The organism is Nonomuraea sp. NPDC050394, from assembly GCF_044459065.1.
Classification (GTDB): domain Bacteria; phylum Actinomycetota; class Actinomycetes; order Streptosporangiales; family Streptosporangiaceae; genus Nonomuraea.
In genome coordinates this window covers 418,098-430,578 of the sequence record NZ_JBITIO010000009.1, presented here as the reverse complement: position 1 = coordinate 430,578, position 12,481 = coordinate 418,098, and the positions used below count along the sequence as shown (strand labels likewise).

Sequence of the window (12,481 nt, the reverse complement as noted above, 5' to 3'; positions counted from 1 at the left end):
GTAGGCCTTGTCGGCCAGGGTGATGATCCCAGCGTGATCGAGTGCGCGCGGGATGCCCCAGATGCGGGCGGCGGTCAGGTCGTGAGACTTGCCCGGTAGCGCGCCTTAGGTCCACAGGATTTTCCTGCATCGTGTGGCGATGACCTGGATGTTCATGCCGTGTATGCGATGTTTGCCGGTGAGGTACGGCTGACAACGGAGAACGTTCCGGATCCAGATCTGATCAAGCAGGCGGGACGCGGGGATCGTTCACCTTGAACCTCATCGACTGACCGGGGGTTCGTAGCACGTCAATAAGCTCGGCGGCCGCGACGGCCAGTTGCCGGCGCTCGCCGTCGCCCAAATCGGCCTCACCGAGTGGCGCGCTCAGCAGTCGCAGTTGGCAGGCGCAGCGGGTGCTGACGGCGAAGACGATATCGACCAGGTCACCGACCGCAGCATCATCGGCCCCGACGGTGTCGGGATGGTACACGGTGGTCACGACCGTGAACGCTACACCGCCCGGCGAGTGTTGGCCCGGTCGGCGTGTTTACCGCCCCGCGGGCAACATCACGCAGCCAGCGAGTTTCCTGTCGTATGAATGACTCGCCCGATCAGCACGCCGACGTCGGCTAACGCCCCCACACCCCCAACGGTAGGTCGCCGTGCTCGGCCCGTGCTCGGCCGTCCCGACATCTAGGGACAGGGCGCGTCACGACCCGACACTGCAATCACCATGGACCGGGACAAAGAATCACGATCGGACACGGCTAGACACTAGACGATCTTGCTTCGAATCCGACGGTCGCAGGTTCGAATCCTGCAGGGCGCGCTTAGATCATGGCACCGACCTGCGGATACATGCGCTTGGCCGCCCGAACAGAACACAGTTCCGGCCATTCCGTGCTCCAACCGTGCTCGCCCGTACCAGTCCCGTACACACCATGATCATCATGCCGCTCATCCCTTCCGTCACATGACGAACGGCTTCGCTCCGCAGTGACGCCAGCGCAGCGAAGCCGTAGTCTCCCCCGGCCGGGGCCGTCCCCTGTTACACGCGAAACTGCCGCAGAACGCCTCGGCCCTCGTCGTCGTCGCCCAGCAACAGCGCTGCTGGTGGGACCTGCCCTAAGTGCTGCTTGTCGGGTCAGGTACGGAGCCAGCTGATCAGGGCGGGCCGGCCCTCGGCGTCTTGTTCGGCTCGGACCAAGGTCAGCGCAGCGATACAGCTTGGAGATTGTACTGACCACGATGCGCTGTGAAGTCGAGCGGAATCCGGCGTTGACCACGTTCGTAGCGAGACCGGCCCGCCGCCCGGCAGGAACCCCGTGAACGTCAGATTCCGCTCCGAATCTCTCACCGCCCGCGATTTCAGCGGATGGAATCTCCGACTACATGACATTCGCGGCTGACCAATGGACGGCGCCGCCAGGGAGGCCGCGCTGCGCCAGCCCGTACTGCAAGCTCCAGCCCCGGTCGTTGCCGAGATGCTCGGCCACACCCCCCAAGCCACGACACGCCAGGCTGCGGCAGTCAGAAGCCCCTGGAGCCGCTACGCCGCCGGTGACCACTCAAAGTGACCACCGATCTTCCCCCACAGGTGAATACAGATCACTCGATCAACGGTCTCTGCCAGTCTCGTAGGCCGGTCACGGCCAGCGATCCCGAGACCGGCAGAACGCGGGCCAGGACCGTGGTGGCCACCATCATCAGCGACGGGCCCAAGGACCTGGTCGAGATCGGCGTCGGCGACACCGGCGTGATCGTGGCCACCGCCAACCACCCGTTCTGGGACGAGGCCGGCAAGGAGTGGGTGAACGCCGGAAAGGTACGGCCGGGCACGGTCCTGCGCGCCGAGGACGGCAGCACGGTGACGGTGCGCCCAGTGCGGGCCTACGCGCAGCCCCAGCGGGTGCGCAACCTGACGGTGGCGACCGACCACACGTACTACCTGGCCGGTGCGGACGAGGACGTCCTGGTCCGCAACCGGGGCGGCAGGGGCCCGCTCGCCTGCGGCGTCAAGGCCAACGCGGACAAGCGCAGGATGCCGGAGAACCGGGCGGCGCAGGGCCACGCTCCGGTGATCCAGCCGCAGGCGTCGGTCCCGGCGCTCCATCAGCTCCCGTCGTTCGCCAAGAAGGCGCCGGGGACTCCGCCGCTGGTCAAGCTGCACAACTACGCGACGAAGGAGATGGGCAAGGACCCGGCGAAGTTCGCCGACAGCCTCGAAGGAAAGGTGGAAAAGGCGGAGAAAGACATCGGATTCTTCGAGAAGCTCGGCGAACTCCTTGGATAGCGCGTGCTAACTTGGCCGTATGAATAACTTGGTCGAGCGGCCAACTTCGCGTCGGGGTGATCGGCGGCGGGAGGAACTGGTGGCGGCGGGCATCGCCTTGCTATGCGAGGACGGCTGGCCCGCCGTCACCACCCGTGGCGTCGCCGAGCGCGCCGGCACCAACCCCGGACTGATCCACTACCACTTCGGCGGCCTCCCCGGTCTGCACGCAGCGATCGCCCGTGCGGCCGGGGAGCTTGTCATCCAGCCCCTGGTGAGCGAGCTGCTCGGCGCGGAGGATGAGCGGGCGGCGCTGGGCATGATCAGGCGGCTCCTGGGGGAGACCACGGGAGACGATCGGGCCACGCGGCTGGCGGTCGAGGTGATCGCGGGGGCGGCCCGGGATCCGGCGCTCGGGCAGGTGCTGCGTGAGCAACTGCGGGAGGCCAGGGGACAGATCTCCGGCTGGCTCGCCGGGGCGCATCCCGAGTGGGCGGACGGGCGGCGCGACGGGGTGGCGCTACTCATCACCGCGGCCGTCGACGGGCTGATGCTGCATTACCTGCTCGATCCCGAACTTCAGGTGGGCCAGGCCGTAAGCGCGGTGGAGGGGTTGTTGTCATGAGGGTTCTCATCTGCGGCGGCGGGGTCGCGGGCCTCACGCTCGCCTACTGGTTGCGGCGAGGCGGTATCGAGCCGGTCGTCGTGGAGCGCTCGCCGCGCGGGCGGCTGGGCGCGTACGAGATCAGCTTCTTCGGCACCGGTTATGACGTGGCCTCGCGGATGGGGATCGCCGACCGGCTGGCGCGGGAGCGGCTGCCGATCGACGCGATCGGCATGGTGGACGCCTCGGGCAAGGAGCGCAGGCGGCTGTCCGGGCCGTTGCTGGAGCGGGTGGTGAAGGGGCCGTACATGGCGCTCATGCACAGTACGCTCGAAGGGGCGCTGCTGGAGGCGCTCCAGGACGACGTGGAGATCCGTTTCGAGGAAAGCATCGCGGGGGTACGGCTCGGCAGAACGTTTGTCGAGGTGGAGCCGACCTCCGGTGGCCAGGAGCGCTTCGACCTGCTGATCGGCGCCGATGGCATCCATTCGGTCACCAGGGAGCTGGTCTTCGGGGCCGAGGAGCGCTTCGCCCGCCAGCTGGGCTACAAGCTGGCCTCGTACTCCGTACCCGACCGCTATCACCTGGGGCCGATCAGGGCGCACTACACCGAGCCTGGGCGGCAGATCGTGGTCCATCCGACCGATCGGCAGGGCGAGGCGGTGGCGCTGTTCATCTTCCGCAGTTCCGACGGCTCCGCCGTACCCAGGGAGAAGCGGCTGGATCTGCTCAGGAGCACCTTCGACGGGATGGGGTGGATCACCCCGGCTTTGCTGGAGGACGCGCCGGCCAGCGAGGAGATCTTCATGGACACGATGACGCAGATCGTCATGCCCTCCTGGCACCGCGGCAGGGTGGCGCTGGTGGGCGATGCCTGCGGATCGATGACCATGGTCTCCGAGCAGGGCGTCTCGATGGCCATGGGCGGGGCGTACCTGCTGGCCGAGGCGTTGCGCGACGAGCGCGACCTGGAGCGGGCCTTCGCCCGCTACGAGCGGAGGATGCGCCCGGAGGTGGCCAGACGGCAACGCAACGCGCTGGTGTTCACCAAGACGCTGATCCCGGCCACCCGGGCGGGGCTGGTGGCGCAGACCGCGGTCACGCGGGTGATCACCAGAGAGGCGTTCGCGCCGGTGTTGCGGTTGCAGCTGGGGGCTGGCACGATCCTGCCCGTGCCCGCGCAGCCGCCGCGCGGGTGGCGGCGGACGATGTGGCGGCTGCCGATCGCGCTCTACCGGGCGGGGTTCGGGTGGATGATGCCGCGCCGGGTGATGTTGCTGACGCACACGGGCCGGAGCTCTGGCGAGCCTCGCCAGGCCGTGATCGAGGTCGTGGCCCGGGACGGCCGGAGCGTGGTCGCGGCGTCGGGGTTCGGCAAGCGCGCCGACTGGTACCAGAACGTCCTGAAGACGCCTGAGGTCACGATCCAGATCGGGGCGCATGCCCGCCCGGCCGTCGCCGTACCCCTGCCGGCGGAAGAGGGCGCGGACATCATGGCGACCTACGCCGCGCGCCACCCGAGGGCGGCGCGGCGGCTGTGTGACCTGATGGGGTTCGACGATGTGCTGGACTTCCGGCAGGTCGGGCTGCGGATCCCGTTCGTGCGCTTCAGTGGGCGACGTTGACGCGGCTCGCTCAGTCCCGCCCATAAGCAGTCTTTACGGCGAAGCCGTGGTTGCCCGCCCCGCCGTAACCGCCTGGCGTCTGTCGAGTGATGGTCGTGAAGGCTCACGGACTGCTCGCCGTGACACAGGGTGGGCTGGTGCCTTCGATACCGGCGCCGCTTGACCCTGCCCCAAGGGCAGGCCTGCAGCATGTGGTGAACCGCACCCGGAGGATCACCATGAAAACGTCAAAGAGCCTGCTCGTCGGGGGCGCGCTCGCCGGTCCGTTCTTCACCGTCGCCTGGCTGGCCGGGGGTGCGCTGACCGGGCGATACGACCCTCTCAGGCATCACATCAGCATGCTCGTGCTCGGCGAGGTCGGTTGGCTGCAGACGGCCAGCTTCCTCGTCTGCGGCCTGCTCATCGTCGGCTTCTCGATCGGCCTACGCCGTAGCGTGAAGGCGTTGTGGGGGCCGCTGCTGATCGCGCTGAGCGGGGTCGGTCTGGTTGGCGCCGGCGCCTTCGCGACCGACCCCGCCAACGGCTTCCCGCCTGGGAGCCCGCCCCTGCCGCTCGAACCCACCACGAGCGGGACCCTGCACAACCTCTTCGCGGCCTTGTTCATCTTCGGCGTGCCCCTCGCCGCCGCCGGCTTCGCATGGACCTTCGCCAAGCTGACTCAACGCGCTTGGATGCTCTACTCGGCGCTGAGCTGCGCCGCGGTGTTCGTGCTGTTCCTTGCCGGGCCCACCGTGTTCGGCGGTGCCGGGCTGTTCGGGCTGCAGCAGCGCATCGGCATCACCCTCGCTCTTGTCTGGCTCACCGCGCTGGCCGTCCATACGCTGATCACGCCGCCCACGTCGAGGAGGGAACCCCGGACGTGATCACCACCGGGCAGCTCGCGGCCTACGCGGGCGTGACGGTCAAGGCCGTACGGCACTACCACCAGCGCGGCCTGCTCACAGAACCCGAACGCGACGCCTCGGGTTACCGGCGCTACACCGCACAACACGCCATCGACCTGGTCAAGATCAAGACACTCGCCCAGGCCGGCGTCCCCTTGGCACGTATCAAGGAACTCCTCGCCGCCGGCACCGACCAGGCGTTGACCGAACGCGTCAGCCAACTGCTGTGCGCCCGGGAGCGCCTGGCCCAACTGGGCGCCGGCGGGGATCGGCCGTTCGTCTCCGCACAGGTCGCCGGCTACCTGCAGCGGCTACGGGAACTCGGCATCAGCGAGCGAGCAAGGCAGATGGAACGCGATGGCTGGATCTCCCTGGAGACGGCCGCGCCGAAGGCGGCCGCCGCCTGGATCGCCGCCAAGCGTGGAATCACGGCAGGATACGCATGCCTGAAGGCGCGCCCGCACGGGGCCGGTGTGCAGTCGTTAGCGTACGTTCCCGTTCCGGCGCAGCTCGCCTGTGATCATGGTTTCGGGGATGGCTCGGCTGATGGGTGACGGTTGATCTTCGTGTTCGGAAGTCCTATTGGGGTTTGTAGTGGGAGAACGCCTCCCGTACCTCTAGAGGTGAGCAGGCCAGTGCGGTCTCGTCGGGGTCGGCGCCGGTGACGTGTGGCAGGTGGATGGCGATGTCGTAGGCGTCCAGCGCGTTCACCGGCGCGTAGAAGGCGCCGACACCACCGCGTTGCACGGTCGCGGTCCGGACGGCGTCGGCGTCGGCGGGCGACAGCCGCCGTAGGTCGGTGGCGAAGGGACCGTCGTGGCTGGCGTGCATGAGGGCGTCGAGGCTGCCCGGCTCCGGGGCGGGCATCGGCTCGAAGAGGGTGCCGGCCATGAACGCGCCGGCGTCGGAGTTGAGCATGTGGCCGGTTCCCGATGTGATGCCTATGACCAGGTAGTCCTCGCCGAGCCGGTCCGCCAGGTGCAGGCCCATCGGGGTCACGGGGTTCATGCCTGGGAGTACGGCGGGCCCGCGCTGGATGTGGGCGTTGTGGGCGGCCAGGACGATCCGGTCGTGCCTGCGCAGAATCTCTTCGACCGTGTCGGCGATCTCGGCGTCGCGGTTGTAGAGCACGCTCTCATGGTCCCCGCCGGTCATGCCGCGGATAACGGAGTCCAGGGTGAGTGCGTGCCGCATGGAGCGCAGCGCGCGCTCGTAGGCGTCGGCGGTGGTGCGTCTGACGTACTCCAGTCGCCGGCCCTTCATGCGCGCGGCGAGGCCGGCGAGGCCTGCCGTCAGCGCGTTCTTGGTCTCAACCGGAAGCCGCGCGTAGGCGGCCATGGTCGCGGACGCGACGAACGGAGACGTCGCCGAGAAGACCGCGGCCGTCTCCCGGATGGCCGGGTCGGGCGCGAAGCCGGGATCGGCCTGCGTGAGATAGGTGAGCGCGGCGTCCAAGGCGGGGGTCAGGGAGGCGTTCTGGCCCCCGAGGTCGATGCCGTAGAAGCCGACGGGGTGCTCGGCGGAGGCGTTGTACCCGCGCATCCACTCCAGGTGGGCGCCCATCTGTCGCCACAGGCCCATCAGCGAGGTCAGCCCGCCCGCCATGACCTCGCCGAGCCGATCGTCGCCGACGCTGCCGCCGATCCAGGCGTCAGCATGCCATCCCTCCGTGAAACCGGTCTCCATCGCGTACGCGCTGAAACCGTGCCGCTCGGTCAGGTAGCGCAGCAGGCGGTGGCGCAGTTCGTAGGACTCGCGGTTGTAGTGTGCGCTCTCGCCGATCGCCACCACCCGCGCGCCCCCGATCGCCTCGTCCAGCCATGCCAGGTCATCCAGTCCGGCGGCCGGATCGAGCGTGCGCAGGGGGATCACGGCCGCGTCGCTGAGCCGGGCCGGCGGTGTGGTCGTGTGCGTGGTCATCGACACCCTCCAAATAGTACCAAATTTGGGAATAGTACCATCTGCGGGATAATTGGCTTGTGGACACACTTGAGCTGATCTTGCACCCGGTACGGCTGCGCATCATGTGGGCACTGTCGGGTGGGCGCACCCGGACCACGTCCGACCTGTGCGAGAGCCTGCCCGACGTGCCCAAGACCACCCTGTACCGGCACGTCGGCCTGCTCGCCGACGCCGGACTGCTGGAAGTCGTCGGCGAGCAGCGAGTGCGAGGGATGATCGAGCGCCACTACCGCCTCCGGCACGACGCCCTTCAGATCGACCTCGACACCGCTCAGGCCATGTCGAACGAGGACCACCGTCACGGGTTCGCGGTGGCCATGGCGGCGCTGCTCGCCGAGTTCAACGCCTATCTCGATCGGCCGGGAGCCGACCCGGCCGCGGATCGGGTGGGGTATCGGCAGGGCACGTTGTGGCTCAGCCCGCAGGAGATGGAGGAGGTCGCGGGTGAGTTGCTGAAGGTGTTCAGAGCCCGGGCGGGCAACGGGCCCACACCGAGCCGCCGGCCGCATGTGATCAGCGCGATCTTCTTTCCGACGGAACAGCGCAACCAGGACGATGGGGGCTCGTGACTCAGACGATCGAACCGGCGGCCGTTCGTGCCTGGAGGCCAGCCCCGGTGCGCGACCGCGGTTGCGCTTCCCACATCGCCGGCCTGCTCGAGCCGCAAGAACATCTCCGGGCTCAGCGCGTGTGGTGCTCACAAATAGGATTCGATGTCTGACCTGCGGATTCTTGGTTGCGTCAGCTGGCGATCTGGTACTCATTGAGGAGACCGCCGAGTATGGGCCTGCAGCGGACCCAATGGCTTGCCAGATCGGCTGGCGATGGGGGTTCGGTTTCAGCTTGGGATGGGCTCAACTGTCGGAGGCCGCGGTTCAGTGGGTACGACGGCTGCGATGCTCGAGCAGGACCAGGGCGTAGATGCGTTTGAGGTTGATGGTGTCGACGTGCAGGAAGTCGACGGCGACGAGGTGTTCGGCCTGTGCTGTCGGGAATTGCTTCCACGTTGGTCCGCTGCGGTGCGATGCCGGCCTGGTTAAGGATGTTCCACACGGTCGAAGCGGCGATCTTGTGACCGAGGCGGCTCAGTTCGCCGTGGATCCGCCGGTGACCCCGAGTGGGATTGTCGGCGGCCATGCGCAGCACCAGAGCCTTGACCGCAGCAGCGGTGGGCGGTCTCCCGGGACGACGCCGCCAGCTGTGGTCCCACGAGCTTACGGCGCCTGTACCGCGCCAAAAGGCACCAACGGCGCATGAGCTCCAACAACGCGACGCCTCACACGTAGATACTGAGCATTCGCTCAAAATCTGGTTGAGTGAATGCTCAGACGAGAATGATCATTTCTTGAGCACTTCTAGGTAAGAGTAGGTGGATGAATACTCGGCACCCACAGGCTCAGTAGGCGACCCAGAGGGCGTACGATCCGGGGCTCGTCGCCCCATTCTCCGTAAAGGTCTCGCAGGAGAAGAAAAGCCACATGCCGTTCGCCACGCCAGCGTTGCCGAGGTCAAGGCATTGCTGGCCGGGGCCGGTGGTGAAGTACTGAAAACCCGTCGGGCCTCTGGGGGTTCGGTGGGATTCGTTCGACGACTGTCGCGGCACCTGGGCAGTCGCGGCATCGGCGGTCGTGGCTTGCGCAGCGTGCGCCGGCGTGGCACCGAACAGCAGCCCAGCCATAGCGAACAGCCCCAGCAACGTTGCCGGTGCGATCCGGGACCACCGCCGCACCCTGCCTACCGCGACACCCGGGACGCGACTGGTGAGCTCACTCTTCATTTAGCTGTCCTTCCATAGATCCTCCTCGGGTCTACCGCCCATACGGCCGGCCTGACACTGATTCGTACGGTCGGCACGGTTGGATGGGACCTGTTGGCCACCTACCGACCGGACCTCGCGCGGGTGCTGAAGGTCGGGTCGGCCCCGCGCATGCGAGGACGCACCGTCCCCACGCTGGACGCGTGCGGCGCTTTGAGGAGGCGATCGCCACCTGCGAGCAGGCCGCCGCCATTTTCGAGGCCTTGGTGATGGCTACAACCGGGATATCGCCCTGGCCAACGTGGCCGAAGATGTACGCCTGCGTGATGGGTGAGCGGGGGCCGCCGGACGCTTCAGGTGGTAGATCCTTGCGGTGTTGCGCGGAGTTCTTGAGGCCGGGAATGTGGTTGTAGAGGGTACCGACGGAGGTGTCTATTCTGGCCTTCTGACCAGCGGTGATGCGCTGACCCTTTGAGACCGTCATCGTTAAATGAAGGCCCTGGCCTGCCCTGCTCGATCAGCGACCCCTGTCCCGTGCGACGGCCTTCGCCAGATTGCTGCGGACCACGCGAGTCGTCGGGTGGTCGGGGCCGAGGACTCGCTCGGAGTCGGTGAGAGTGATCTCCAGCAGGGGGATGGCCCGGCCCAGGTCCCCCGCCTCCTGGTAGGCGCTGGCGAGGCTGTTGCGGGATGCCAGGGTGTCGGGGTGATCGGGGCCGAGCACTCGCTCGGAGTCGGTGAGGGTGGCCTCCAGCAGGGGGATGGCCCGGCCCAGGTCCCCCGCTGCCCGGTGGGCGTGGGCGAGGTTGTTGCGGGTGGTCAAGGTGTGGGGGTGGTCGGGGCCGAGGACCCGTTCCCGATCGGTGAGGGTGGCCTTCAGCAGGGGGGTGGCCCGGCCCAGGTCCCCCGCCTCCTGGTAGGCGTGGGCGAGGTTGTTGCGGGCGGTCAGGGTGTAGGGGTGGTCGGCGCCGAGCACTCGCTCGGAGTCGGTGAGGGCGGCCTCCAGCAGGGGGATGGCCCGGCGCAGGTCCCCCGCCGTGTAGTGCGCGCCGGCGAGGTTGTTGCGGGCGGTCAGGGTGTAGGGGTGGTCGGCGCCTAGCACTCGCTCGGAGTCGGTGAGAGTGGCCTCGAACAGGGGGATGGCCCGGCGCAGGTCCCCCGCCGTGTAGTGCGCGCCGGCGAGGTTGTTGCGGGCGGTCAGGGTGTCGGGGTGGTCGGCGCCGAGCACTCGCTCGGAGTCGGTGAGAGTGGCCTCCAGCAGGGGGATGGCCCGGGTGAGATCGGCCAGTTCCCGCAGGTAGCTGCCGCACCAGCCGCGAAGGGTCAGCAGGCCGGCGGTCACCATGTCGTGGGTGTGGGCGTGTCGGTGGAGTTCGCTGCTCTGTTCGATCAGCACCTCGACAGCGGCTCGCGCTGTCCACGTCCTTGCGCCTTTGGGGAGTGTGTTATTGAAGCTGTGGAACAGGTCGGTGGCTCTGTCGAGGACAGCGTTCAGCTTTCCTTCGTGGGCGGCGCGCTCGCGCAGCACGCGTTGCACCAGGCGGTGCATCACCACGGCGGTGCCGTCCTCGCTGAAGGTGATCAGCGAGGTGTCGGCCAGGTCGGCGAGCGCCTGTTGCAGACGCATCCGCTCGGCGCCGTCGCCGCTGCCGGCGTGCAGCACCGCCAGCGGAACGCCGGCCGGGGACAGCATCGCCAGCAGCGGCAGCAACTCGGCGGCGGATGGCAGGGTGGCCTCGGCCTGGGTGACCGACAGCAAGATCGCCTCAGCCGTACCCCGAGGGTAGGGGTCGCCGCGCTGGGCGGGCAGGTACTCGATGACGGACACCTCGCGCAGCAGCGCCAGATAGTCCGGGTAGGACAACCGCAACCGGGCGATCATCGCAGCAGCCTGGTTCAGAGCCAGCGGCAGATACCCCAGCTCCACGGCCAACTCCGCGGCCCCGTCCGCGTCGTCCACACCGGTACGGCGATGCAGGAAGGCGGCAGCTTGATCGGGGGTGAACACCTCGACCTCGACCGGTTCGAACAGGCGCAGGAAGGCGCGGTTGCGGGTGGTGACGAGCACCCGGGCGGCGCCGGTGGCCGGGCACCAGCGCCGTACCGTCTCCACCTCGGAGGCGTTGTCGAAGACCACCAGCGCCGGCCGGTCGGTGGCGGCCAGCCACGCCTTGGCCCGCGCGGCGGCGGTGACGGCGTCGTCATCGGCGTGACGCTCGCCGAGCCGCTCGGCCAGGCCGGCCAGCCCGGTGTGGATCTGCTCGGCCGCTTCGGCGGGGATCCAGGCGACCACCGGCCAGCGTTCGGCTTGGCAGGCCCAGGCGTAGGAGGCGGCCAGCATCGTCTTGCCCACCCCCGGCGTGCCGCCGACAGCGCAGATCACCGCCGCCCCACCACCGGTGCCAACCTCCGTGTCGGTGTGGCCCGTGGCCTGGTCGCCGAGCACGCCGGCTACCTGCTGCAGCAGGTGCGTGCGGGGCTGGAAGCCGGGCGGACATTGCGGGATGTCGCCCTCGACGATCTGACCCGGCGCAGGCTTGGGCGGATAGTGGTGGTGGTGCTCGGCGCCCACGACCTTGCCGTGGAAGACGTTGTCGTGGAAGTCGACGTGGTCGCCCCCGACGGGCCCGCCTACCTTTGGCCCGCCCACCCCGGCTGCGTCCGCTGTCTGGCCGTCCGTCGAGGGACTGTCTTCAGGGCTGCTCATCGCCGTCCCGGCTAGGCGGCGGGGTGTTTACCTGCTTGCCGACGACCTTGTCGTTGAAGGCGTTGTGGTGGAACTCGACGTGATCGCCGCCGTAGCTGCGCCGGTGGTCGTCGCCTTCATGGACGGTCTGCTCGCCGCCGGCCTGGTACGCCCGGCCAGGCCCGGAGACCTGCGCCCGCAACTGCACGTTCCGCGCGTTGTCGCCGGTGGCGATGATGCCAGAATTGGCGTCGGTGGTGATGATGCCGGAGTTGTCGCCGCCGATGGCGACCGACCGCTCCCCCGAGGCCGACACCCGCGCCGGCATCTCCTGCTCGGCCGTGGGCGGGACCGGCTCGGCTCGCCGCTGCCCGCGCAACGCCAGCGCGGCGACCACCAGGCCGGCCCCGCCGATGATCATGCCGGTGAACATGCTGATCACGCTGGCCCGCTGATCCAGGGATTCCAGCACGGCCGGGGGCAGGTTCAGCGGGTCGGCGAAGAACCACACCAGCCCTGCTACCAGCGAGGCCACCAGCAGCACTCCAGCGATGACCGCCACCATGCGCCACCGCCGTGAACCCGGCGCATGCCCGGCCTCGGGAGTCGTCTTCGACATGCCTCCACAGTGCACCCGAACCCGCAGCGCGGGGAGCGAAAGTAGCGAAGGCGTTACCCGTCATCCTCACACCGCGAAACGGGCATCTGCG

General features: G+C 68.5%; 11 protein-coding genes. 6 read left to right on the top strand and 5 right to left on the bottom strand.

The genetic code is table 11. The features are described from left to right. Positions 1-223: 223 nt before the first annotated feature. Positions 224-481 (bottom strand): hypothetical protein, encoded by a 258-nt coding sequence (locus tag ACIBKY_RS33355; RefSeq protein WP_397102921.1) that lies wholly within the window; start codon positions 479-481, stop codon positions 224-226. Positions 482-1,555: 1,074 nt separating this feature from the next. Between ACIBKY_RS33355 and ACIBKY_RS33350 the strand changes: the two genes are divergently transcribed. From ACIBKY_RS33350 to ACIBKY_RS33330, 5 genes are all read left to right on the top strand, one after another. Then, the gene (locus ACIBKY_RS33350) at positions 1,556-2,275 is read left to right on the top strand and encodes a polymorphic toxin-type HINT domain-containing protein (protein WP_397102919.1); all 720 of its coding nucleotides are present in this window, start codon (positions 1,556-1,558) and stop codon (positions 2,273-2,275) included. A gap of 19 nt (positions 2,276-2,294) precedes the next feature. Next, complete coding sequence (locus ACIBKY_RS33345; protein ID WP_397102917.1) at positions 2,295-2,879, top strand: TetR/AcrR family transcriptional regulator; 585 nt, start codon at positions 2,295-2,297, stop codon at positions 2,877-2,879. Further along, positions 2,876-4,483: a nitroreductase family deazaflavin-dependent oxidoreductase gene (locus ACIBKY_RS33340; RefSeq protein WP_397102915.1), complete on the top strand. Its 1,608-nt coding sequence runs from the start codon at positions 2,876-2,878 to the stop codon at positions 4,481-4,483. The genes ACIBKY_RS33345 and ACIBKY_RS33340 overlap by 4 nt, the downstream gene beginning before the upstream one ends. Positions 4,484-4,572: 89 nt before the next feature. Next, positions 4,573-5,346, top strand: a complete 774-nt coding sequence (locus tag ACIBKY_RS33335; protein ID WP_397102964.1) for a DUF998 domain-containing protein — start codon at positions 4,573-4,575, stop codon at positions 5,344-5,346. Next, on the top strand, positions 5,343-5,921 hold the full coding sequence (locus tag ACIBKY_RS33330; protein ID WP_397102913.1) for a MerR family transcriptional regulator: 579 nt from the start codon (positions 5,343-5,345) through the stop codon (positions 5,919-5,921). The genes ACIBKY_RS33335 and ACIBKY_RS33330 overlap by 4 nt, the downstream gene beginning before the upstream one ends. A gap of 25 nt (positions 5,922-5,946) precedes the next feature. On the opposite strand, the gene ACIBKY_RS33325 is transcribed toward ACIBKY_RS33330, so the two are convergent. Beyond that, positions 5,947-7,287, bottom strand: a complete 1,341-nt coding sequence (locus ACIBKY_RS33325; protein WP_397102911.1) for an erythromycin esterase family protein — start codon at positions 7,285-7,287, stop codon at positions 5,947-5,949. Between the two features lie 59 nt (positions 7,288-7,346). On the opposite strand from ACIBKY_RS33325, the gene ACIBKY_RS33320 reads away from it, so the two are divergent. Further along, the gene (locus tag ACIBKY_RS33320; protein WP_397102909.1) at positions 7,347-7,898 is read left to right on the top strand and encodes a helix-turn-helix domain-containing protein; all 552 of its coding nucleotides are present in this window, start codon (positions 7,347-7,349) and stop codon (positions 7,896-7,898) included. Between the two features lie 827 nt (positions 7,899-8,725). Here ACIBKY_RS33320 and ACIBKY_RS33315 read toward each other — a convergent pair. The 3 genes from ACIBKY_RS33315 to ACIBKY_RS33305 form a co-directional block, all read right to left on the bottom strand. Continuing rightward, positions 8,726-9,106 (bottom strand): hypothetical protein, encoded by a 381-nt coding sequence (locus ACIBKY_RS33315; RefSeq protein WP_397102907.1) that lies wholly within the window; start codon positions 9,104-9,106, stop codon positions 8,726-8,728. A gap of 496 nt (positions 9,107-9,602) precedes the next feature. After that, entirely contained in the window at positions 9,603-11,792 is a 2,190-nt protein-coding gene (locus tag ACIBKY_RS33310) for a tetratricopeptide repeat protein (protein WP_397102905.1), read from the bottom strand. Next, positions 11,779-12,390, bottom strand: a complete 612-nt coding sequence (locus ACIBKY_RS33305; RefSeq protein ID WP_397102903.1) for a hypothetical protein — start codon at positions 12,388-12,390, stop codon at positions 11,779-11,781. The genes ACIBKY_RS33310 and ACIBKY_RS33305 overlap by 14 nt, the downstream gene beginning before the upstream one ends. Positions 12,391-12,481 lie beyond the last annotated feature (91 nt).